The 22,342-nt window shown below is 70.7% G+C and carries 19 protein-coding genes; 8 read left to right on the forward strand and 11 right to left on the reverse strand.

The window, feature by feature from the left end; all coding sequences use genetic code 11:
- Positions 1-246: 246 nt before the first annotated feature.
- The gene (locus ABD882_RS09545) at positions 247-1,218 is read right to left on the reverse strand and encodes a hypothetical protein (RefSeq protein ID WP_345186391.1); all 972 of its coding nucleotides are present in this window, start codon (positions 1,216-1,218) and stop codon (positions 247-249) included.
- 254 nt (positions 1,219-1,472) lie between these two features.
- Positions 1,473-2,927: a GMP reductase gene (gene guaB1, locus ABD882_RS09550; RefSeq protein WP_345186393.1), complete on the reverse strand. Its 1,455-nt coding sequence runs from the start codon at positions 2,925-2,927 to the stop codon at positions 1,473-1,475.
- 170 nt (positions 2,928-3,097) lie between these two features.
- Between guaB1 and ABD882_RS09555 the strand changes: the two genes are divergently transcribed.
- A complete protein-coding gene (locus ABD882_RS09555; RefSeq protein WP_345186394.1) occupies positions 3,098-6,805 on the forward strand; it encodes a multifunctional oxoglutarate decarboxylase/oxoglutarate dehydrogenase thiamine pyrophosphate-binding subunit/dihydrolipoyllysine-residue succinyltransferase subunit in 3,708 nt (1,235 codons plus the stop codon).
- A gap of 69 nt (positions 6,806-6,874) precedes the next feature.
- Here the strand turns inward: ABD882_RS09555 and ABD882_RS09560 are convergent, their stop codons facing one another.
- The 3 genes from ABD882_RS09560 to ABD882_RS09570 form a co-directional block, all read right to left on the reverse strand.
- Complete coding sequence (locus tag ABD882_RS09560; RefSeq protein ID WP_345186395.1) at positions 6,875-8,182, reverse strand: GNAT family N-acetyltransferase; 1,308 nt, start codon at positions 8,180-8,182, stop codon at positions 6,875-6,877.
- Positions 8,183-8,248: 66 nt separating this feature from the next.
- Positions 8,249-8,494 (reverse strand): mycothiol system anti-sigma-R factor, encoded by a 246-nt coding sequence (gene rsrA, locus ABD882_RS09565; protein WP_345186398.1) that lies wholly within the window; start codon positions 8,492-8,494, stop codon positions 8,249-8,251.
- The gene (locus tag ABD882_RS09570) at positions 8,491-9,168 is read right to left on the reverse strand and encodes a sigma-70 family RNA polymerase sigma factor (protein ID WP_425563352.1); all 678 of its coding nucleotides are present in this window, start codon (positions 9,166-9,168) and stop codon (positions 8,491-8,493) included. The genes rsrA and ABD882_RS09570 overlap by 4 nt, the downstream gene beginning before the upstream one ends.
- A 62-nt stretch (positions 9,169-9,230) precedes the next feature.
- Between ABD882_RS09570 and aroA the strand changes: the two genes are divergently transcribed.
- The 3 genes from aroA to bcp all read left to right on the forward strand — a co-directional run bounded on the left by aroA (position 9,231) and on the right by bcp (position 12,224).
- Positions 9,231-10,610 carry a 3-phosphoshikimate 1-carboxyvinyltransferase gene (gene aroA / locus ABD882_RS09575; RefSeq protein WP_345186400.1) on the forward strand — a complete coding sequence of 460 codons (1,380 nt, stop codon included), beginning with the start codon at positions 9,231-9,233 and terminating at the stop codon, positions 10,608-10,610.
- Positions 10,607-11,674 carry a ribosome small subunit-dependent GTPase A gene (rsgA, locus tag ABD882_RS09580; protein WP_345186401.1) on the forward strand — a complete coding sequence of 356 codons (1,068 nt, stop codon included), beginning with the start codon at positions 10,607-10,609 and terminating at the stop codon, positions 11,672-11,674. The genes aroA and rsgA overlap by 4 nt, the downstream gene beginning before the upstream one ends.
- A gap of 73 nt (positions 11,675-11,747) precedes the next feature.
- Positions 11,748-12,224: a thioredoxin-dependent thiol peroxidase gene (bcp, locus tag ABD882_RS09585; protein ID WP_345186403.1), complete on the forward strand. Its 477-nt coding sequence runs from the start codon at positions 11,748-11,750 to the stop codon at positions 12,222-12,224.
- Between the two features lie 24 nt (positions 12,225-12,248).
- Here bcp and ABD882_RS09590 read toward each other — a convergent pair whose 3' ends face one another.
- Positions 12,249-12,653 carry a hypothetical protein gene (locus ABD882_RS09590; RefSeq protein WP_345186405.1) on the reverse strand — a complete coding sequence of 135 codons (405 nt, stop codon included), beginning with the start codon at positions 12,651-12,653 and terminating at the stop codon, positions 12,249-12,251.
- Between the two features lie 246 nt (positions 12,654-12,899).
- On the opposite strand from ABD882_RS09590, the gene ABD882_RS09595 reads away from it, so the two are divergent.
- Positions 12,900-13,148: a WhiB family transcriptional regulator gene (locus ABD882_RS09595; RefSeq protein ID WP_308490387.1), complete on the forward strand. Its 249-nt coding sequence runs from the start codon at positions 12,900-12,902 to the stop codon at positions 13,146-13,148.
- Positions 13,149-13,184: 36 nt separating this feature from the next.
- Here the strand turns inward: ABD882_RS09595 and ABD882_RS09600 are convergent, their stop codons facing one another.
- Together ABD882_RS09600 and ABD882_RS09605 are read right to left on the reverse strand one after the other, a co-directional pair.
- Positions 13,185-14,669, reverse strand: a complete 1,485-nt coding sequence (locus tag ABD882_RS09600; protein ID WP_345186408.1) for a sensor histidine kinase — start codon at positions 14,667-14,669, stop codon at positions 13,185-13,187.
- Positions 14,670-14,722: 53 nt separating this feature from the next.
- On the reverse strand, positions 14,723-15,106 hold the full coding sequence (locus ABD882_RS09605) for an Rv3235 family protein (RefSeq protein ID WP_345186552.1): 384 nt from the start codon (positions 15,104-15,106) through the stop codon (positions 14,723-14,725).
- 139 nt (positions 15,107-15,245) lie between these two features.
- Between ABD882_RS09605 and ABD882_RS09610 the strand changes: the two genes are divergently transcribed.
- Positions 15,246-15,845, forward strand: a complete 600-nt coding sequence (locus ABD882_RS09610) for a hypothetical protein (protein ID WP_345186409.1) — start codon at positions 15,246-15,248, stop codon at positions 15,843-15,845.
- 51 nt (positions 15,846-15,896) lie between these two features.
- Here ABD882_RS09610 and ABD882_RS09615 read toward each other — a convergent pair whose 3' ends face one another.
- Positions 15,897-16,175: a helix-turn-helix domain-containing protein gene (locus ABD882_RS09615; protein ID WP_345186411.1), complete on the reverse strand. Its 279-nt coding sequence runs from the start codon at positions 16,173-16,175 to the stop codon at positions 15,897-15,899.
- Between the two features lie 98 nt (positions 16,176-16,273).
- On the opposite strand from ABD882_RS09615, the gene ABD882_RS09620 reads away from it, so the two are divergent.
- Positions 16,274-16,891 carry an SAF domain-containing protein gene (locus ABD882_RS09620; RefSeq protein WP_345186412.1) on the forward strand — a complete coding sequence of 206 codons (618 nt, stop codon included), beginning with the start codon at positions 16,274-16,276 and terminating at the stop codon, positions 16,889-16,891.
- Positions 16,888-18,135, forward strand: a complete 1,248-nt coding sequence (locus ABD882_RS09625; RefSeq protein ID WP_345186414.1) for a CpaE/TadZ family protein — start codon at positions 16,888-16,890, stop codon at positions 18,133-18,135. The genes ABD882_RS09620 and ABD882_RS09625 overlap by 4 nt, the downstream gene beginning before the upstream one ends.
- Before the next feature lie 4 nt (positions 18,136-18,139).
- Here ABD882_RS09625 and ABD882_RS09630 read toward each other — a convergent pair whose 3' ends face one another.
- Together ABD882_RS09630 and secA are read right to left on the reverse strand one after the other, a co-directional pair.
- Positions 18,140-19,363: a pyridoxal phosphate-dependent aminotransferase gene (locus ABD882_RS09630; RefSeq protein ID WP_345186416.1), complete on the reverse strand. Its 1,224-nt coding sequence runs from the start codon at positions 19,361-19,363 to the stop codon at positions 18,140-18,142.
- A gap of 92 nt (positions 19,364-19,455) precedes the next feature.
- Positions 19,456-22,257: a preprotein translocase subunit SecA gene (gene secA, locus ABD882_RS09635; RefSeq protein WP_345186418.1), complete on the reverse strand. Its 2,802-nt coding sequence runs from the start codon at positions 22,255-22,257 to the stop codon at positions 19,456-19,458.
- Positions 22,258-22,342 lie beyond the last annotated feature (85 nt).

The following is a 22,342-nucleotide window of genomic DNA, read 5'->3' on the forward strand; positions in this document are numbered from 1 at the left end:
TCGCGTCGAAGCTGAGCGGAACCCGCGGGCGGAGGCTGCGCGGACAGCGGCGCCGAGAGCGGCGCGGACAGCGGCGCCGAACCCGCGCGGGCCTGTCGGATCGCACCCTTTGCGCTGCTCTTTCCTGAAAGCGCGGCGCAACTCGACCGGCCGATCCGCTCACGCTGTTCTTTCCTGAAACCGCGGCTGAAATCGGTATAGCCCGACCAGGAAACTGCAGCGCGAGCACAGCCGGTGTCGCAGCGCTCACCACGCCGCCCCCTTCCGCGGACGTGGAAAACGCGAGGGCAAGCCGTCCGCCACGAGGATGTCGTACAGCAGCCGAGGATCCTTCAGCGCCCCCGTCCGCCAGCGCGAGACGCGCCGCACCACTCGACGCAGCGCGTCGCCGCGATCCTTCTCGTCGAGCAGCACCTGATTCGCCGTCCTGCCGTTGCGCAGTGCGGGGTCCAGATATTTGCCGGTGCCATCGAATTCGCCGGCGTGCTCGAACGCCTCGAACCAGAAGTCGGTCTTCACCCGACCGATCCCCGGCAGCGTGAAGCTGTGCTGAAGTATGGGCGCGGGAAAGCCGAGCAGGTCCAGCAGCACCCTGCTCTGCGATTCGCGCACCGAGTCGGACAGGTGCGTCGAGAAGTCGATCGCGCGCTGCACCCGCCCGAGCCCCCGGCGAGTCTGAGCGGCGAGCGCCTCGCTGACCTGGTGCACGTCGGTGAGCGCACCGGACTCTCGCGACGACCACATCGCCTGGTCCAGAGCGATGACGCCGTCCGTGAAACCGGATTCGGCGACCAGATCGATCGCGGTCTGGGCGGGAGAAGTGACCAGGTGCCCGCGCCACGGGACGAGTTCGACGCCGTCGAAGCCGAGCGCCCGTCTTCTGATCGCCCCCGACGACCTCCCTCCGGAGGCGAGGGGTATGCGCACGTCGACCCTGCTCGGCCAGGCGCTGATCCGATCCATGCCCCACACCGCGGCGGCCGCCGCGTGCGTGAGAACCACGGGAGCTCGGGTGCGGTCCGCGGTCTCGAGCACTCGCACGAGATGCCGCTGCATCGGAGTCAGAATCCGCCACTCCGCGGCGTTCGCATAGCTGCCGGAGACGATCCGGACGTAGGTCCCGTCCGCCACGAGTCGGCGGAGCCGTCGATCGTCGACGGCTCCGCCCTGCTCGCGTCTTCGATGGACGATGATGGGGTGCTCGGTCGCGGCTTCCATCTCGAAACCGTCACACGCGCGACGCATCGGCACGGCAGCGCCTGCGCAATCCGCGCAGAAACCGCGCACCGCCACGAATGTGGAGGAGAAACGCCGGCCTCCCGCCGTTCGCGTCCGCGCTGCTTTTCGCTGGACGCGCGGCACCATTATCCGCAGCGAATTCAGGAAACGACAGCGCGAGCGGATCCGGAGGGCGCAGGCGCAGGCAGGGCCCTCACCGCCCGCGCATCACCTTCACCACCCGCGCGAGGCCCTCACCAGCTGACGGGCAGGGCCTTGCCCTCTTCGTACCCCGCGGCCGACTGCAGGCCGACGAGCGCACGGTCGTGGAATTCGGCCACCGAGGAGGCCCCGGCGTAGGTGAACGACGAGCGCACCCCGGAGGTGATCATGTCCAGCAGGTCCTCGACGCTGGGGCGGAGCGGATCCAGGTAGATCCGCGACGACGAGATGCCCTCGGCGAACAGCTCCTTGCGCGCCCGCTCGTACGCGTCCAGCCGCCCGAACCGGGCCTGCACCGCCTTCGTCGACGCCATCCCCCACGACTCCTTGTAGAGGCGCCCGTCGGCGTCGGTCTGCAGCTCCCCCGGGGCTTCGATCGTGCCGGCGAACCAGGATCCGACCATGACCGAGGCCGCGCCCGCGGCGAGCGCGAGGGCGACATCGCGGGGATAGCGCACGCCGCCGTCCGCCCACACATGCGCGCCGAGCTCGCGTGCGGCCTGCGCGGTCTCCAGCACGGCAGAGAACTGCGGCCGGCCGACGGCGGTCATCATGCGCGTGGTGCACATCGCGCCAGGGCCGACGCCGACCTTGAGGATCGTCGCTCCCGCGTCGACGAGGTCGTGCACCCCGTCGGGGGTGACGATGTTGCCCGCCACGATCGGGATCCCCAATCCGAGGCCCGCGACCGTGCGCAACGCCGCGAGCATGCCCTCCTGGTGGCCATGCGCGGTGTCCACGACGAGCACGTCCACGCCGGCGGCGGCGAGTGCGGTGGCCTTCGCCGCGACGTCTCCGTTGATGCCGACGGCCGCGGCGACCGCCAGCCTGCCCGAGGCGTCGACCGCGGGGCGGTACAGCGTGGAGCGCAGCGCGCCGCGGGCGGTCTGCGTGCCGACCAGATGGCCGTGCCGCAGCACGCACACCATCTCGGCCTCCGCTGCGGTGATGGCGTCGAACGCGGTGCGCCCGTCCTCGATGTCCTCCGCGTCCAGGGACGGGGAGTCGGCGCGGACCAGGTCGCCCAGCTGCGCGTCGCGCAGAGCAGTGGCGAGCCGGGTCGCGGGGAGGATGCCGTGGATCGCATCCGCCGTGACCTCGCCGGGGCGGTCGGCGACGACGACCCCGTGCCCCTCGGTCGCCGGGAGCAGCCGCAGCGCGTCCTCCACCGTGGCGAGCGGGGACAGCACCAGCGGGGTGTCCCAGGCGACCGGCTGGCGCTTCACCCAGCGGATCGCCTCGTCCAGCTCCTGCAGTGGCATGTCCTGCGGCAGCACGCCGATGCCGCCCCGGCGCGCGAGCACCGCGGCCAGCCGCGGACCGGTCACCGAGTTCATGTTCGAGGACACCAGCGGGATGGTCGCCGGAGTGCCGTCCTGCGGCGCCAGATCGACCTGCAGCCGGCTGGTGACCGCGGAGCGACGGGGCACGAGGAACACGTCCGAGTAGGTCAGATCCACCATCGGTCGTTCACCGGAGAACTGCATGCCCCCAGGGTAGCCGCCCTGCACCGGAACGGACTCGGAGAACGCGCCATCCGGCGACCCTGCGAACGCCGCCGACACGTTAGGCTTGACACCCGGAGCGTGGCCATACCCGGGAGAGGCCCGGGGCGGAAATCACCTCCTGCTTCAGCGATGAAAGAGGGCGATCGAGCGTGTCGAGCCAGGTGACCGGCGTCGGGACTTCGGGTGACGGGGAGTTCGGGGCCAATTCCTGGCTCGTCGATGAGCTGTACGAACAGTTCAAGATCGACCGGAACTCCGTCGACAAGGAGTGGTGGCCGGTACTCGAGAACTACCATCCCTTGGACGAGGCCACGGCGCCCGCTGGTTCTGCGGCGCCCGCGACGGCGGCTCCCGCGACGGCGGCTCCCACCGCCGCGGAGGCGCACCCGGTCACGGCCCCGATCCCGGTGATCGGCCAGCAGCCCGTCGCCCGGACCACGACCAAGCCCGCCCGCGACACCCCGATCCCCGCCCAGGCGCAGGATCGCACCGCGGGCGAGTCGGGGACCGAGCATCACGAGGATCTCGTCACTCCGCTGCGCGGCATGCCGAAGGCGCTCGCCGCCAACATGGACGAGTCGCTGACCGTCCCCACCGCGACCAGCGTCCGCACGGTCCCGGCGAAGCTGATGATCGACAACCGCATCGTCATCAACAACCACATGTCCCGCACCCGCGGCGGCAAGGTGAGCTTCACCCACCTCATCGGTTGGGCGCTGATCCAGGCGCTCAAGGACTTCCCCAGCCAGAACGTGTACTACGCGGAGGTCGACGGCAAGCCCAGCGTCGTGTCACCCGCGCACATCAACCTCGGCATCGCGATCGACGTGCCCAAGCCCGACGGCACCCGCGCGCTGCTGGTGCCGAGCATCAAGCGCGCCGAGACGCTCACGTTCGGCGAGTTCCTCTCCGCCTACGAGGATCTCATCGTCCGCGCCCGCGGGAACAAGCTCACCGCCGCGGATTTCCAGGGCACCACGCTCTCGCTGACCAACCCCGGCGGCATCGGCACGGTGCACTCCGTGCCGCGTCTGATGAAGGGCCAGGGCTGCATCATCGGCGCCGGCGCCCTCGAGTACCCGGCCGAGTTCCAGGGCACCAGCCAGAAGACGATCGACGTGCTCGGCATCGGCAAGACGATCACGCTCACCAGCACGTACGACCACCGCGTCATCCAGGGCGCCGGATCCGGCGAGTTCCTGAAGAAGGTGCACGAGCTGCTGATCGGGCAGCGCGGGTTCTACGACGACGTGTTCCGCGCCCTGCGCATCCCGTACGCGCCGATCCGCTGGGCCGGCGACATCGCGGTCGACCTGTCCGAGCGCATCGACAAGACCGCCCGCGTGCAGGAGCTCATCAACTCCTACCGCGTGCGCGGCCACCTCATGGCCGACATCGACCCGCTCGAGTACGTGCAGCGCACCCACCCCGACCTCGAGATCGAGACCCACGGCCTGACCTTCTGGGACCTGGACCGCGAGTTCGTCACGAACGGCTTCGGCGGGCGCCGCCAGCTCAAGCTGCGCGACATCCTCGGGGTGCTCCGCGACTCGTACTGCCGCACGATCGGCATCGAGTACATGCACATCCAGGATCCCGAGCAGCGCGAGTGGTTCCAGGAGAAGGTCGAGGTCAAGTACGTCAAGCCCGGCCACGACGAGCAGCTGCGCGTGCTGAGCAAGCTGAACGAGGCCGAGGCGTTCGAGACGTTCCTGCAGACCAAGTACGTCGGCCAGAAGCGGTTCTCGCTCGAGGGCGCGGAGTCGCTCGTGCCGCTGCTGGACGAGATCCTGCAGGGTGCTGCAGGCGCGGGCCTGGACGGCGCCGCGATCGGCATGGCGCACCGCGGCCGGCTGAACGTGCTCGCGAACATCGCGGGCAAGACCTACGGCCAGGTGTTCCGCGAGTTCGAGGGATCCACCCTCCCGGGCAACCAGCGCGGCTCGGGGGATGTGAAGTACCACCTCGGCACCGAGGGCACCTTCATCTCCGATGACGGCGCAGAGCTGCCGATCCTGCTCGCCGCGAACCCCTCGCACCTCGAGACGGTGGACGGCGTGCTGGAGGGCATCGCCCGCGCCAAGCAGGACCGCAAGCCGATCGCGACGTTCACGTGGCTGCCGATCCTCGTGCACGGCGACGCGGCCTTCGCGGGCCAGGGCGTGGTCGTGGAGACCCTGCAGATGTCGCAGCTGCGCGGCTACCGCACCGGCGGCACCGTGCACGTGGTGGTGAACAATCAGGTCGGCTTCACGACGCTGCCGATCGACTCGCGCACGTCGGTGTACGCGACCGACGTCGCCAAGACGATCCAGGCCCCGATCCTGCACGTCAACGGCGACGACCCCGAGGCCGTGATCCACGTCGCGCAACTCGCGTTCGAATACCGTGAGCGCTTCCACCGCGACGTCGTGATCGACCTGGTGTGCTACCGCCGCCGCGGGCACAACGAGGGCGATGACCCGTCGATGACGCAGCCGCTGATGACCGACCTCATCCAGGCCAAGCGCTCCGTGCGCAGCCTGTACACGGAGTCGCTCGTCGGCCGCGGTGACATCACCCAGGACGAGTACGACCAGGCCAAGGCCGACTTCCAGAACCGTCTGGAGATCGCCTTCGCGGAGACGCATGCGGCCGCGACCGGCGCCACGCCGATCGCCCCCGACCTCGCGCCCGTGGACGACCAGGTCGGCTCCCCCGAGGTGACCGGCGTGCCGCTCGAGGTCGTGCACCTGATCGGAGACGCGCACGCGAACAAGCCCGAGGGCTTCACCGTGCACCCCAAGCTGCAGCAGGCGATGGACAAGCGCGTCGACATGAGCCGCAACGGCGGCATCGACTGGGGCTTCGGCGAGCTGCTCGCGTTCGGATCCCTGCTGGTCGAGGGCACTCCGGTGCGCCTGGCAGGCCAAGACTCGCGCCGCGGCACCTTCGTGTCCCGGCACGCCGCCCTGCACGACCGCGCGAACGGCCAGGAGTGGCTGCCGCTGGCGAACCTGTCCGACAACCAGGCCCGGTTCTTCGTGTACGACTCGCTGCTCAGCGAGTACGCCGCGCTCGGCTTCGAGTACGGCTACTCGGTGGAGCGGCCAGAGGCGCTGGTGCTGTGGGAGGCGCAGTTCGGCGACTTCGTGAACGGCGCGCAGTCGGTCATCGACGAGTACATCTCCGCGGCGGAGCAGAAGTGGGGTCAGCAGTCGAGCATCGTCATGCTGCTGCCGCACGGCTACGAGGGCCAGGGACCGGATCACTCCTCCGGCCGCATCGAGCGGTTCCTGCAGCTGTGCGCACAGGACAATATGACCGTGGCCCGGCCGTCGACTCCCGCGTCGTACTTCCACCTGCTGCGCCGTCAGGCGTACGCCCGTCCGCGCCGGCCGCTGATCGTGTTCACCCCGAAGGCGATGCTGCGTCTGCGCGGGGCGACCAGCCCCGTCGAGGACTTCACGAAGGGCCGGTTCGAACCGGTCATCGACGACACCCGCGAACTGGATCGCGCCGCCGTCAAGCGCGTGATCTTCCACTCCGGCAAGGTGCACTGGGATCTGGTCAGCGAGCTGGACAAGAGGCCGAACCCGGAGATCGCGCTGGTGCGCGTCGAGCAGCTCTACCCGGCGCCGCTGCGCGCGCTCAAGTCCATCGCGGACACCTACCCGAACGCCGAGCTCGTCTGGATGCAGGAGGAGCCGGAGAACCAGGGCGCCTGGCCGTTCCTCGCCCTGCACTTCCAGACCGTGCCGGGGACGCGCGTGGTCCGTCCGATCACGCGCCCGGCCTCGGCTGCTCCGGCCAGCGGATCCTCGAAGGTGCACGCGGCCGAACAGGCCGACCTGCTCTCGCGAGCGCTGACGATCTAGGCCGTTCCGCTTCCGACGCGGTGTCCCGGGTGACCGGGGCACCGCGTCGTTCGCGTCGGGCTGCGGTGATCAGTACCAGATGCTGAGCGTCGGTGCCGAGGCACTGCCGAACGCGTCATCGAACGACGCGGCGCTGTCCGCCGTCGCCGTGATCCGCCCGGCCGCGCGCAGAGTCGTCGCGCTCACGCCGCCCAGATACAGCGACGACAGCGCCGCCACGTCCAGGGCGATGTCGGCAGCGTCCGCGGTCGGCTCGATGACCGCGGCACCATCCTGGCCGATCCGCACCCGCCAGGATCCCTCGGCGAACCCCAGCGGATCCGACACCCGGATCACGAGATCCAGCGGCGCGCGATAGGAACGGGCACCGAGTGCGGACGGGACGTCCAGGATCCGCAGCCAGCCGTGATCGTGCACGGTCGTCCGCACCGCGCGCTGGTCCGCGACGAGCCACGGCAGCGGGTCGTCGACCGGCTGCAGATCGGCGCGGACGGTGCGGATCAGATCGTGGTTCACCGCGAACGCCCACAGCGCACGCAGCGCCTCCGGGGCGTCGGCCACCACATGACGGATGACGAGGTCGGCGCCGAACTCCGCGTCGAGGATCTCGAGCGCGTACACCAGCACTCCGCGCACCACGCCGTCCGCATCGCGGTACTGCGCACCGCGGACCGCCCTGCCCTTCTCCTCCCCCGGCGCCGTGCCGGCCAGCCTCATCCAGCGCAGCGGCCATCCGGGGATCTGTCCTGCGCGCTGCTCTCGCGCGCGCTCGTGCACCTGAGACAGCGCCTCGGGGAGCTGCTCCCGGTCGACGTACTCGACGACACCGGTCGGCTCCGGCGCGATGCCGCCCGCCCGGCGCGCATCGACCTCGACGCGCGCGACCGGCGCCGCGGGTCCGAACCCGTACCGCCCGTAGATGGTCGCCTCGGTCGCCGTGAGGCCAGCCACCGGAATACCGGCACCGACGGCCGCACGCAGCTCCCCCTCGAGGAGACTCCGGGCGATGCCGCGGCGGCGGTGCGTGCCAGCGACGGTGACCGCACTGATCGCCCACATCGGCACGTGGCCGCCGCCCGGCACGGTCATCGGGGTGACCCACGAGTCCACCGTCGCGACCGGCAGCGCGTCCACGGCGCTCCCGGCAGTCGCCGCATACACGCCCACGTTGCGACGCGCGGCCATCATGTCGACCGTCGCCCGGACACTCTCGTCGTCCGGTTCCTGGTCGAGGAATCCGCGTGTCTCGGCACGCACGAAGGCGCGTGCCGCCGCCGGATCGGCCAGGTCCACGATCCGGTAGTCCAGACCGGATCCGCTCAGCCGCTGCTCGGAGAGCGGGTCGACGGGCACATCGCGAGCGTCAGGAAAGACCATGCGTCCACCCTAGCGAGGGCTTCTGACGTGTGACCGGTGCGGCGGACGCCGCAAGACGCGTGAAGGTCAGTGGGCGACGGCCTGGACGGCGCGCAGTCTCGCCAGCACCTGATCCCGCAGCTCCTCGGGCGCGGTCTCCTTGCAGGCCCGGGAGACGACCTCGGTCAGCGTGGTCGCGACCCGTGCCTCCTCGGCGCAGGACGGGCAGCTCTCCAGATGCTCGCGGATGTCGGAGTGCTCCGTCTTGCACATCTCGTTGCGGAGGTACTCCTCCAGATCCTGCCGTGCCTTGGCACATCCGCAGTCGGTCATTTCGTGCTCCTCGTCGCGGCCGTGGCGATTCCTCGCTCTGCGGCGTAGTCCGCCAGCAGCTCCCGGAGCATGCGGCGCCCGCGGTGCAGGCGGCTCATGACGGTGCCGATGGGGGTCTTCATGATGTCGGCGATCTCCTGGTAGGCGAACCCCTCGACGTCGGCGAGGTAGACCGCCAGCCGGAAGTCCTCCGGCACGGCCTGCAGCGCCTCCTTGACGATCGACGCCGGCATCCGGTCGATCGCCTCCGCCTCGGCCGATCGGCTGTGCGAGGCGGTGGTCGACTCGGCGCCGCCGAGCTGCCAGTCCTCGAGCTCGTCGATCGTGCCCTGATACGGCTCGCGCTGACGCTTGCGGTAGATGTTGATGTAGGTGTTCGTAAGGATCCGGTACAGCCATGCCTTCAGGTTCGTGCCCTGCGTGAAGCTGGCCCAGGAGGCGTACGCCTTCACGAACGTCTCCTGCACGAGATCCGCGGCGTCGGCGGGGTTCCGGGTCATCCGCATGGCCGCGCCGTAGAGCTGGTCCATGTACGGGATCGCCTGCTCTTCGAATTCACGGCGCGCAGAAGCGGCGTCGGCGTCCGGCTGTGCGTCAATCGATGCCTGATCGTTCATCGCCAGCCAGTCTAGGCCGTCCAGATCGACAGGCACCCGCTCCAGCGTCGCCAGCATGAGCCGTCCTTCGTGTCATCTCGGCGGCTCCCGATCGAAGCCGTTCAGTAGGCTAAGAACCGATGAGCGACTCGACGTATTCCCCCGCGCCCCGTGGACGCTGGTCGGCACCGGTGCCGGCGGGTGCGCTGCACGCCGAACTGCGGGTGCCCGGATCCAAGTCGCTCACGAATCGCGAGCTGATCCTCGCGGCCCTCGCCGACGGCCCCGGCCTGATCACCTCTCCCCTGCACTCCGACGATTCCGCGCGCATGATCGATGCGCTGCGCACCCTCGGCGTCGGGATCGAGGAGCAGGCGGGATCGGGCGTCTTCGGGCCGGACCTGCTGATCACCCCGGCTCCGCTGCGCGGCGCGGCCGGTCGCACGGCCACCCCGCACAGCACCGTGGACTGCGGCCAGGCGGGCACCGTGATGCGCTTCATCGCACCGCTGGCGGGCCTCATCCACGGCGATGTGCTGCTCACCGCGCACGAGACCGCGCTGCACCGCCCGATGGGCGCCATGATCCACGCGCTGCGCGACCTCGGCATCGACATCGAGGACGGCGGGAGCTGGTCGCTGCCGTTCACGATCCGCGGTCTGGGGCACATCCGCGGCGGCCGGATCGAGATCGACGCCTCCGCATCCAGTCAATTCGTCTCCGGGCTGCTGCTCGCCGCTCCCCGTTTCGACGTCGGCCTGCACCTCGTGCACACCGGCGACCGGCTGCCCAGCACGCCGCACATCGACATGACCGTGGAGGCGCTGACCCGGCGCGGCATCAAGGTGCAGCGGCCCGCCCAGGGCGAGTGGGTGGTCGAAGCGGGTGTTCCGCGCGCGCTGAAGACGGCCATCGAGCCGGACCTGTCGAACGCGGCCCCGTTCCTCGCCGCGGCACTGGTCGTCGGCGGACAGGTCTCGATCGGCGGCTGGCCGACCCGCTCCACCCAGCCCGGCGCGCTGCTTCCCGGGCTGCTCACCGCGTTCGGCGCCGAGACGGTGCAGATCGGCAACGTGCTCACGGTGCGCGGCACGGGCGCCGTCCGCGGGGCGGACCTGGACCTGTCGGTCGCCGGCGAGCTCGCGCCGACCCTCGTCGGGCTGGCCGCGCTCGCGGACCGCCCCACCACGCTCACCGGCATCGGCCACATCCGGCTGCACGAGACCGACCGGATCGCAGCGCTCGCGGGCAACCTGCGCGCCCTCGGCGGTGACGTCGAGGAGCTCGCGGACGGGATCCGGATCGTGCCCGCCGCGCTGCACGACGGTGAATGGCCGGCGCACCACGACCACCGCATGGCCACCACGGGCGCCCTGATCGGGTTGCGCGTTCCGGGCATCGAGATCGACGAGATCGGCACGACCGCGAAGACCCTGCCTGAGTTCACCCGGCTCTGGGAGGGCATGCTCGCCTCCGCCGGCGCCACGGCCGATGCCACCTCCGGGAGCGCGACCGCGTGAGCTGGCTCGACGACGACGGCGATGACGAGCTCGACGAGTTCGACGAGTCCCAGATCCGATCGCGTCCGAACCCCAAGGCGAACCGCCCGCGCACCAAGCGCCGCCCCGCGCATGCCGACGCCGAGATCGGGCGCGTGCTCGGCGTCGATCGGGGCCGGTATTCGGTGCTCCTCGGCGAGGGCACCGACGATGAGCGCATGATCACGGCGACCCGCGCCAGGGAGCTGCGCCGCATGCCGATCGTCACCGGAGACGCCGCCCGCGTGGTGGGCGACACCACCGGCGACGACGGCACGCTGAGCCGCATCATCGGCATCGTCGAGCGCACCTCGCTGCTGCGCCGCAGCGCGGACGACACCGACCAGGTCGAGCGGGTCATCGTCGCGAACGCCGACCAGATGCTCATCGTCGTGGCCGCCGCCGACCCCGAACCCCGCGCGCGCCTGGTCGACCGCTACCTGGTCGCCGCACTGGACGCGGGGATCCGCCCCCTGCTCGTCGTGACCAAGACCGATCTGGCGGATCCGGCCGAGTTCCTCCGGCACTTCGCGGGCCTGGATCTGCAGGTCTTCACGAGCGCGCAGGATGCCTCCGGAGGCCACGCCGGCATGCCGATCGACGAGATCGGCGCCGCGCTCATCGGGCACTCCACCGTGTTCGTCGGACACTCCGGCGTCGGAAAGTCCACCCTAGTGAACGCCCTCGTGCCCAGTGCCGGCCGCGCGACCGGGCACGTGAACGAGGTCACCGGGCGCGGCAGGCACACGTCGTCCTCGACGGTGTCACTGCGCTACGTCTCCCCCGGAGACGGCCGCGGCTGGGTGATCGACACGCCAGGGGTGCGCTCGTTCGGGCTGGGGCACGTGAACCCCGAGAACATCCTCGCCGCATTCACCGAGCTCGCCGAGATCGCCGAGCAGTGCCCGCGCGGCTGCACGCACCGCGCGGGCGCCGAGGACTGCGCCCTGAACGAGGCCGCGGCCGCCGGCGAGCTGAGCGAGGCGGGCCTGGCCCGTCTGGAGTCGCTGCAGCGGCTGCTGGCGACCTTCGCCGACAAGTTCTGAGCCGCACCCACACGTTCCGAGCCTCGCCCACGGCACGCCGCCACGGCGCTTGGCGGCCCGGTACCCTGGGCAGGTGACTGCGCAGCGCCTCGAACCCGGAACCCCCGCCCCCGACTTCACCCTCCGGGATCAGGACGGATCCCCGCTCTCGCTGCACGACCTGCGTGGCAAGAAGGTCGTGCTGTACTTCTACCCGGCGGCGATGACGCCGGGCTGTACCACCGAGGCCTGCGATTTCCGCGACAGCCTGTCGTCGCTGATCGGCGCCGGCTACACCGTGGTCGGGGTGTCCCGCGACGAACCCGCGAAGCTGAAGCAGTTCGCCGAGCGCGACGGGCTCGCCTTCCCCCTGCTCAGCGACGCCGACCTCGCCGTGCATCGCTCGTACGGCGTGTGGGGCGAGAAGATGAACTACGGCAAGGTGATCCAGGGCGTGATCCGCTCGACGTTCATCATCGACGAACGAGGCGACATCCAGCACGCGCTCTACAACGTGAAGGCCACCGGCCACGTGGCGCGGATCCGCAAGCTCGTCGGCCTCGCCGCCTGACACGCGCGCCTGAGCCCGCGGGGGTCAGTCCTGTCCGGCGTCCGCGCGCCGGCGCGCCTCGGCGCCCTCGCGCCGCGCCAGCAGGAACAGCAGCACGGCGCCGATCGCACCGGGGATCACGAGCGAGAGCACGAACGCGGCCGGGAACGGCTGCACCCCCAGCGCGCTGAGCCCCACCAGGATCGCGAGGATCTGCACCACCATCCCGCCGCTGCGTCCGAACGAACGGCCGCGGAACGTGGCGAATGCGAGCGCACCGAGTCCGACGGCGCCGATCGCGGTGAGGCCGATCAGGCCCAGGGCGGTCGGCAGCGAGGCCGCGTCGCCGGCGCTCAGCCCGAACACCTCGATCAGGGCGATCACGAGCAGGGCGGCCGCCTCGACGGCCAGCACGGAGGCTGCGGAGATGGTCAGTCTCGACGGGCGCATGGGCGGGCTCCTGGCTTCTGAGGCGGGCGGTGTTCCGGGGGCGTTCCGCACCGATTCACGCTCCGTGCGGAAAACCCTTGAAAACAGACGTTTCATGTAAGAGAATAGATGACAGCCATGTGCTCCCACAGCGGCGTGGGGCGAGCTTCTGCTCGCATCACCGAGGACGACGACCCCCGAACGCCGCCCTGAATCTCGAGCCCGCAGAACCTGCGTGCTCACGACATTTCCACACGAGGAGCCCCCATGGATTGGCGCGACAAGGCCGCCTGCCTGACCGTCGACCCCGAACTGTTCTTCCCTGTCGGGAACACCGGTCCGGCCGTCGATCAGATCGAGAAGGCGAAGGCCGTCTGCGCCCGTTGCACCGTCACGGAGATCTGCCTGCAGTACGCACTCGAGACCAGCCAGGATTCCGGCGTCTGGGGCGGACTGAGCGAAGACGAGCGCCGCGCCCTCAAGCGCCGCGCCGCACGCGCCCGCCGCGCGGGCTGAGCCGTCCGGTGGCTGAGCTCGGCGCGTCGCCGCAGCTCAGCCCTTGACCCAGCGCATCGGAAGGTCGATCGTCACCACGGTGCCCTCGCCCTCGGCACCCTGCCACACGATCGTCCCGCCGAGCTCGCCCTGGATGAGCGTGCGGATGATCTGCGTGCCCAGGCCCTGACCGATCCTGCCCTCCACCAGGCCGTGCCCGGTGTCGCTCACGATCACCCGCAGGTTCTCGTCGGTGCGCTGGGCCTCGATCGTGACCATGCCCTCCTGACCGGCGAGGCCGTGCTCGACGGCGTTGGTGACCACTTCGGTGAGCGCGAGCGCGAGCGGCGTCGCGTACTCGCTCGGCAGCACCCCGAAGCGCCCCGTCGACTGCGTGCGGGCGCGGGTGTTCGGCGCCGAGGCGACCTCGGCGACGAGCTTCAGCACCCGGGCGAAAACCTCATCGAAGTCCACCTTCTGCGCCAGTCCTCCGGCCAGGGTGTCGTGCACCACCGCGATCGACTCGACCCGGCGCATCGCCTGCGTGAGCGCGTCGCGCGCCTCCTCGGAATGCGTCCGCCGCGCCTGGATCCGCAGCAGCGATGCCACGGTCTGCAGGTTGTTCTTGACTCGATGGTGGATCTCCCGGATCGTGGCGTCCTTGGTGATGAGCTCCTGCTCCTGGTGGCGCAGCTCCGACACGTCGCGGCAGAGCACGATCGCGCCGATGCGGGTGCCGTGGTCCTTGAGCGGGATCGCGCGCAGCGACACGGTCACCCCGCGCGCCTCGACGTCGGTGCGCCACGGCGCCCGTCCGGTCACCACGACGGGCAGCGACTCGTCCACCTGACGGGCGGGCGGCACGATCCGGGTCGTCACCTCGACCAGCGACTCGCCCTCCAATTCCTCGTCGAAGCCCATCCGGTTGAATGCGGACAGGGCATTCGGGCTCGCGAACGTGACCACGCCGTCGACGTCGATGCGGATCAGGCCGTCCGAGGCGCGCGGCGCACCGCGCCGCGGCGAGGTGGGTGCGGACAGATCGGGGAACTCCCCGCCCCCGATCATGCCGAACAGGTCGTCGACGGCCTCGTTGAAGGTGATCTGCTGGCGCGACGGGGTGCGCGCCTCACCGAGGTTGGTGTGCCGGGTCAGCACCCCGATCGGCTTCGCCCGCTCGCCGTCCTTCGCTCGCGTCCGCACGATCGGCACGGCCCTGACCCTGGTCGGGGTCTCCTCGAACCAGTCCGGATTGGCCGAGTCAACGATCTCGGCCTCGGCGAAGGCGCCGTGCACCTGCGTGCGCCACTGCGGTCGCACCCGCTCCCCCACGATGTCGCGGTAGAAGAGCGTCGCCGCGCCGCTCGGGCGGGTGTGCGCGACCGCGACGAAGGACCCGTCGGCGGTGGCGATCCAGATCACGATGTCCGCGGACGCCAGATCCGCCAGCAGCTGCCCGTCCCCGGAGAGACGATGCAGCCATTCGACGTCCTCGTCGGCGAGGCAGCCCTGAGCCTGGGCGAGGTCACTGAGAGTCGACACCCTGACAGCCTAGAGGGCGCGGCCCGGAGCCAGCACGCCGGCGGGCAGGCGCGTCAGAGCACGGCGAGCGAGGTCGCGCGCCAGCGCCGATCCATCCCCTCCAGGCGGATCGCGACCGCCCGCGTGCGCCCAGGGCTCTCCACGATCACGGTCGCCTCGATGACGCCGTCCGTCGGGGACGAGGCCCGCGTGGACAGGATCCGGTACACCGGACGGGTCGGGGCGACGCCGCGGGCGCTGCGCGCCCTGGCCGAGAGGTTGGCCCGGGCGATCAGCACCCGATAGGCGTCTTCAGTGAACCAGCGCGCGAGCTGCTCGGTCTCACGGACCCCGGCCAGCACTTCGAGCACGCCGCGCGTGAGACTCTCCAGCAACGGGGTCGGATCGGGCAGCTCGGCCGTCGAGGTCGGTTGTGGTGCGAAGTCTTCGAGCGTCATCATCGGCGGTCCCCCCGGTCACGGATCGTGGCGTGTCTGTGGGGCATTCGAGCACATCCGCGGCCTTCGTGGGGAGGATCCGCCCAGGAATGTGGATAACCCGTATATCGGGATCGACTCTTCCCGTACCCTCGACCGCATGGAATGGGATCGGCTGTTCGAAGACCTCGAGGACCAGATCGCCTCGGGCTGGGAGGCGGAGCGCGCCGCTCTCGACGCCGAAGCGGAGCGTGTGCGGATCGCTCGGCTCGATCTGCGCACGCGACTCGGCGCGCTCGCCGACGACGGCGCGCCCGTCTCGGCCGTGCTCATCGACTCCACGCGACTGCGCGGGCATCTGCGCGCCGTCGGCGCCGATTGGGCCGCCCTGCAGCCGCTGGATGCCCGAGGACTCGTGCTGCTGCCCGCCCACGGCGTGGAGATGTGGGCGGTGGATCATGGCGCGATGCTGTCCAGCGGCGCCGGGGCGCAGCCGCTGTCGCCGCTGCGGGAGCGGATGACCTTCGGCTTCGTGGTGCGCGATCTCGCCCGCCGCCGCAGCGGGGTGACGATCCGCACCCGTTCCGGCGCCGTGCTCGCGGGCACGATCGATCGCGCCGGTGCCGATCACCTCGACCTCGCGCTGCACGATGCCGGCGCGCCTCGTCGCGCGCACGCGGTCACCGGCTTCCGGATCGTGCCGTTCTCCGCGGTGCTCTCGATCGGCACCGACGGCCCGGCGCCAGGCGTCACAGGCTGAACGCGCCGGATCGCGCGCGGTCAGTCCCGGTCGGTTCCGGCTGGATTCCGGTCAGTCGCCGAGGCGGAGGGGCGGGCCCCACAGCTCGGGGAAGCTCGCCGCGTTCGCCTGACGCCACAGCGCCATCCGCCGCGCCTCCTCGGCCTGCTCGGCGAGGTAGTCCGCGATGCTCTGCTCCTCGACGCGCCAGGCGGCGGGGACGCCGAGCCTGGCACCGCGGAGACGGCCCTCGAGGATGAGTGCGACGATCTCGTCCACACCCACGCCGAGGAGCTCGGCGACCTGGGCCGGGGCGAGGTGGCGCGGGACAGGCGTGGATGCGTCGGGCATGGCACCCATTGTCCTCCCCGGGGGCAGATGGGGGCGGAGCCGGATCCGCCTGTGGATAACTTCTCCGGCCGACGGCCCGACTCTGTGACGATGTGCATATGAGCACCGCACGCGCCGCCCGCCGGCCCTGGACCGATCTGCGCTTCTTCATCGGCCTGGCCCTGATCATCGTCTCCGTCGTCGGTGTGTGGCTGATCGTGGGCGCGGCGAGGCAGACCACGCCCGCCCTGCAGGCCGTGCGGACGATCGTCCCCGGAGAGCCGCTGACCTCGGCCGACGTGCGGGTGGTGGACGTCGAGCTCGGCACGATCGCCGCAGGCTATCTCACCCCCGCCACACTCGAGCCGGGGCTGATCGCGACCCGGACGATCACCGAGGGCGAGCTGGTGTCCACCGCGGCGGCCGCAGACGCCGACGCGGGCCGCACGACCTCGGTCGTGGTGCAGAGCGCCGTGCGCGTGCCCGCAGCCGTCGCCACGGGCGCCGTGGTCGAGGTGTGGGCTGCGGCCCCGCTCGCCGACGGCAAGGGCTTCGCAGAGCCGCGGATCCTGCTCGCCGAGGCCACCGTGGCCTCCGTCGATCATGACAGCGGGCCGCTCGCGGCCAAGAGCACGACCCTCGAGCTCATCGTGGAACGGGCCAGGGTCGGCGAGGTGCTCGCGGCGATCACGGACGGGTCGACGCTCTCGGTCGTGCCGGTCGGAGCGCGCTCGTGACCGGGATCCTGCTGGCGCTGCCGGCCGATCGCGCCGCGGTGCTCGCGGAGGAGCTCGGTCTGGCCGGGGTCGACGTGATCGCGCGGATGCTGCCCGAGCAGGCCGCACAGCTGTCCGCGCACGCCGAGGAGCTGCGGGAGGCCGACGCGCTGCTGATCCCCGCAGAGCGGGCCTGGCTGAGCGCGGAGCTGCGCGGCGCCTGCGATCGCGCGGGAGTGCGGATCCTGACGCTCGGCGACGGCCCGGCGGCGGCCCGTATCGCCCGACGACACGGCCTCACCGCCCCGCTGCCGTCCACGGCGAACGGGTGGGACGTCGCCGACGCGCTGGACGAGGGCGCCGCCGCTGACCCATCGTCCGAACCGGAGGACGCACTGACGCCGAACCGGCTCGTGACGGTGTGGGGACCGCAGGGAGCCCCCGGCCGCAGCACGCTCGCGGTGCAGCTCGCCGCTGCGCTCGCGTCTGCGGACCGCGGCGTCGCCCTGATCGACGCCGACACGCACGCCCCCGCGCTGGCGCTGATGCTCGGGCTCACCGACGACGGTCCCGGCATCGCCGCGGCGTGCCGCCGGGCAGAGCTCGGCCTGCTGGACGGGGCGGAGCTCAGCAGGCTGGCGAGCCCGGTGGAGACCGCCGGCGGCACGGTGGACGTGCTGGTCGGGATCAACCGCCCTGCGCGCTGGCCGGAGCTCTCCGCCCCGCGTCTGCGGGGCGCGCTCGACGCCTGCCGCGCGTGGAGCACGATCACGCTGGTCGACGTGGCCGGCTCCCTGGAGTCGGACGAGGAGATCATGAGCGACCTGGACGGCCCCCGCCGCAACGCCGCCACGCTCACCGCCCTGCGCGCGGCCGACCGCATCGTGGCCGTCGCCGGCGCGGATCCGCTCGGGATCGCGCGCTTCATCCGCGGCTACGCCGAGCTGAGGGCCGAGATCGGCGACACCCCCGTCACGGTCGCCGTGAACAAGGTGCGCCCCGGCCCGCTCGGCATCGACGCGCGCGGGCAGATCCGTCGTGCGCTGGACCGGTTCTCCGGCATCAGGGACGTGCACTTCCTGCCCGCCGACCAGCGTGCCCTGGACGCGGCCGCGCTGCACGCCCGCCCCGTGACCGACGTGTCCGGACGCTCGCCGTTCACCGCCGCCGTGCGCACCCTGGCGGGCACGCTGCTGCGCCCCGACACGCCGGACGCGCCGACGACCCGGCGGGCGCGCCGCGGCAGGGCGCCCGCCACGGCCTGAGCGCCTACTGCCGGTAGCTGGCCAGGAAGTTGCCGAGCCGTTCGATCGCCTCGGTGATCACGCGCGGCTCCGGCAGGGTCACGACGCGCAGGTGGTCCGGCGTCGCCCAGTTGAACCCGGTGCCCTGCACGAGCAGGATCCGCTCCGCGACCAGCAGGTCGTAGATGAGCTTCGCGTCGTCGCGGATCTCGTGCACGTCCGGGTCCAGCCGCGGGAACGCGTACAGGGCGCCGGCGGGCTTCACGCAGCTGACGCCGGGGATCGCGGAGAGCCCCTCCCAGGCCGCGTCGCGCTGCAGGTGCAGCCGGCCGCTGGGCGCGATCAGCGTCTCGATCGACTGCACCCCCGACAGCGCGGCCTGCACCGCGTGCTGCGCGGGTACGTTCGGACACAGCCGCGTGGAGGCGAGCAGGGTGATCCCCTCGATGAACCCCTTGGCGTGCTGCTTCGGGCCGGTGATCACCAGCCACCCGGACCGGTATCCCGCCACCCGGTAGGTCTTGGACAGTCCGTTGAAGGTCAGGCAGAGCAGATCCGGCGCGAGCGTCGCCGTGGAGATGTGCTGCGCGTCATCGAACAGGATCCGGTCGTAGATCTCGTCCGAGAGCAGCAGCAGGTCGTTCTCCCTCGCCACCTGCACGATGCCCTCGAGCACCTCGCGCGAGTACACCGCACCGGTGGGGTTGTTCGGGTTGATGATGACGATCGCCTTGGTGCGCGGGGTCACCTTGGAACGCAGATCCTCCAGATCCGGGTTCCAGTCGTTCTCCTCGTCGCACACGTAGTGCACGGGCGTGCCACCGGCGAGGCTGGTCATCGCGGTCCACAGCGGGTAGTCGGGTGCGGGGATGAGCACCTCGTCGCCCTCGTCCAGCAGCGCCTGCATCACCATCGTGATGAGCTCGGAGACGCCGTTGCCCAGATACACGTCCTCGGGGTCGACCGGAGGGAAGCCCTCGACCTCCTCATACCGGCTGACGACGGCCCGCCGGGCGGAGATGATGCCCTTGCTCTCGCTGTACCCGTGCGCGGTGGGCAGGGTCGCGAGCATGTCCCGCACGATCTGCTGCGGAGCCTCGAAGCCGAAGATGGCGGGGTTTCCCGTGTTCAGTCTCAGCACCGAGTGCCCCGCCGCCTCCAGCCGCGCCGCCTCGACGAGCGCGTTGCCGCGGATCTCGTACAGGACGTTCTTCAGCTTGGAGGACTGGTCGAAGGTTCTCGGTGTCATCGGCCAAGATTACCGCCCGCGCACCGCCCTCTCCGACACGCACAGGGGCCGGCCCTTTCGGGCCGGCCCCTGTGCCGCGCAGTGAAGGCGGGCTACTTCTTCTTGCCCTGGGCGCGACGCTCGGCGCGGTTCGCGGGTGCGGCCTGGCCACCGTCGACGCGCTGCCCGAAGGCACCGCGTGCCGCGGGCTCCTCCAGTGTGGCGGCATCGGCCTCGGCGCGGGCGGCGGCCTGGCGGAGGCGATCCGTCGCCGCCTGCTGCATCTGGCCGCGGTCGTTGCGCACCTCGACATCGCCGGCGTCGTTGGGCGCCGAGTACTCCAGGCGCTGGTCCCCCGCCGACTCGGCGAGACCCTTCGCCTCCACCTCGGTGATGCCCTCTTCGCCGGCCTGGCGCACCTCGACCTCGAGGTTGTAGAGGTAGCCGACCGACTCCTCCTTGATCTGGCCCATCATGGCCTGGAACATCGAGTAGCCCTCGCGCTGGTACTCGACCAGCGGGTCGCGCTGCGCCATGGCGCGCAGGCCGATGCCGTCCTTGAGGTAGTCCATCTCGTACAGGTGATCGCGCCAGCGGCGGTCGAGCACCTGCAGCACCACGCGGCGCTCGAGCTCACGGGTCGCGGCGTCGCCGAGCGACGACTCACGCTTCTCGTAGGCGACCATCGCGTCGGACACCAGCTCGCGCTTGAGTCCGTCGGCCGTGATCCCGCCCTTGCGCCCGCCGGCCTCGGCGACGACCTCATCGATCGTCACGTCCACGGGGTACAGCGTCTTCAGCTCGGTCCAGAGGCTGTCGAAGTCCCAGCTCTCGGTGTGGCCCTCGGAGGTGTGGTCGTCGACGACGGCGCCGATCGCGTCCTCGATGAAGTGCTTCACCCGGTCGGCGATGTCGTCGCCCTCCAGGATGTGCCGGCGGTCGGTGTAGATCGCCTCGCGCTGGCGGTTCAGCACGTCGTCGTACTTGAGCACGTTCTTGCGCATCTCGGCGTTGCGGGCCTCGACCTGGCTCTGCGCGCTGCGGATCGCGCGGGTCACGAGGCCCGACTCGATCGGCATGTCCTCGGGGAAGTTCGTCCGCGCGAGGATCGCCTCCGCGGCGCCCTGCTGGAACAGCCGCATCAGATCGTCCGTGAGGCTCAGGTAGAACCGGCTCTCACCGGGGTCGCCCTGACGACCGGAACGACCACGCAGCTGGTTGTCGATGCGGCGCGACTCGTGCCGCTCGGTGCCGAGGACGTACAGACCGCCCGCCTCGACGACCTTCTCCGCCTCGGTCGCCACCTTGGCCTTCATGGCCTCGTAGCTCTCATCCCAGGCGGCTTCGTACTCGTCGGGGGTCTCCACCGGATCCAGCCCCTGCGCCTTCAGATCCTGCACGGCGAGGAACTCCGCGTTGCCGCCGAGCATGATGTCGGTACCGCGACCGGCCATGTTGGTGGCGACGGTGACCGCGCCGAGGCGGCCGGCGCGCGCGACGATCTCGGCCTCGCGGGCGTGGTTCTTCGCGTTGAGGACCTCGTGCTTGATGCCCTTCTTGGCCAGCAGCCGGGAGAGGTATTCGCTCTTCTCGACGCTGACGGTGCCGACCAGGACCGGCTGGCCGTTCTCGTGGCGGGACGCGATGTCCTCGACCACCTGCGCGAACTTGGCCGTCTCGTTCTTGTACACGAGATCGGACTTGTCCTGACGGATCATCGGCCGGTTCGTCGGGATCGGCACGACGCCGAGCTGGTACGTCGACATGAACTCGGCGGCCTCGGTGTCGGCGGTTCCGGTCATGCCGGCGAGCTTGTCGTACAGGCGGAAGTAGTTCTGCAGCGTGACGGTCGCGAGAGTCTGGTTCTCGGCCTTGACCGGCACCGCCTCCTTAGCCTCGATCGCCTGGTGGATGCCCTCGTTGTAGCGCCGGCCGACCAGGATGCGCCCGGTGTGCTCGTCAACGATCATGACCTCGTCGTTCATGACGACGTAGTCGGTGTCGCGCTTGAACAGCGCGAGCGCCTTGATCGAGTTGTTCAGGAACGAGATCAGCGGGGTGTTCGCCGACTCGTACAGGTTGTCGATTCCGAGGTAGTCCTCGACCTTCTCGATGCCGGGCTCGAGCACGCCGACGGTGCGCTTCTTCTCGTCGACCTCGTAGTCCACGCCGTCGTCGAGGGTGCGCGCGATCTTCGCGAACTCGGCGAACCACCGGTTCGCCTCGCCCGACGAGGGGCCCGAGATGATGAGCGGGGTGCGGGCCTCGTCGATGAGGATCGAGTCGACCTCGTCCACGATCGCGTAGTAGTGCCCGCGCTGCACGAGATCCTCGCTGCGCCAGGCCATGTTGTCGCGCAGGTAGTCGAAGCCGAACTCGTTGTTCGTGCCGTAGGTGATGTCGGCGTTGTACTGCTCACGGCGTACCTCGGGGGTCTGCCCGGAGACGATCACGCCCGTGGTCATGCCGAGCGCGCGGTAGACACGCCCCATGAGCTCGGACTGGTAGGTCGCGAGATAGTCGTTCACCGTGATGACGTGCACGCCCTTGCCGGCGATCGCGTTCAGGTACGACGGGAAGGTCGCCACGAGGGTCTTGCCCTCACCGGTCTTCATCTCGGCGATGCTGCCGTCGTGCAGGGCCGCGCCGCCCATGATCTGCACGTCGTAGGCGCGCATGCCGAGCGTGCGCTTGGCCGCCTCGCGGACCGCGGCGAACGCCTCGGGCATGAGCTGGTCGAGCGTCTCGCCCTTCTCGAACCGCGCGCGCAGCTCCGCCGTCTCATTGCGGAGGTCCTCGTCGCTGAGCTGGGCGAAGTCGTCTTCGAGCGCGTTCACGGCCTTGACGACGCCGCCGAGGCGGCGCAGGATCCGCCCCTCACCCGCGCGGAGGATCTTCTCAAGAGGATTCGCCACGGATTCCATCTCCCTAGTGGTCTGAGCCCGCGCGCGACGCGCGCACGGCATACCCACCCATGTTACCGGGCTGTGACCTGTCGAT

It is taken from the genome of Microbacterium panaciterrae, assembly GCF_039541635.1.
Taxonomy (GTDB): Bacteria; Actinomycetota; Actinomycetes; order Actinomycetales; family Microbacteriaceae; genus Microbacterium; species Microbacterium panaciterrae.